Origin of the sequence: Pseudomonas sp. SIMBA_067, from assembly GCF_046534675.1 — a bacterium.
Lineage (GTDB): Bacteria > Pseudomonadota > Gammaproteobacteria > Pseudomonadales > Pseudomonadaceae > Aquipseudomonas > Aquipseudomonas putida.
On the sequence record NZ_JAWRYH010001384.1, the window covers coordinates 1 to 234 of the forward strand.

General features: G+C 38.9%; 1 protein-coding gene. It reads left to right on the plus strand.

The genetic code is table 11. The features are described 5' to 3' along the window. Nucleotides 1-29 precede the first annotated feature (29 nt). A partial coding sequence (locus SB765_RS33905) for a hypothetical protein (protein WP_410933072.1) occupies nt 30-234 on the plus strand: 205 nt, incomplete at its 3' end.

Below are 234 nucleotides of genomic sequence, written 5' to 3' on the forward strand. Positions count from 1 at the left end.
CTCGTTTAGGCTTATGTCGAGCGCAGTTCATGCAAATAATTTTAGAACCAGGCGGAAAAGTCATTGCAGAACAAGGTTATTTAGTCGGCTTAATGTCGGTGCTTGATGCTATTTTAGATATGGAACTGGAAGCTATTGCTAAAGAGTTTAGTTTAGGGGCTGAGTTATCTGGTGCACTATTAAGTTTTGAAGGGATGATGGGTAATTCTTTACATTTAATAAAAGCGGTAGAGG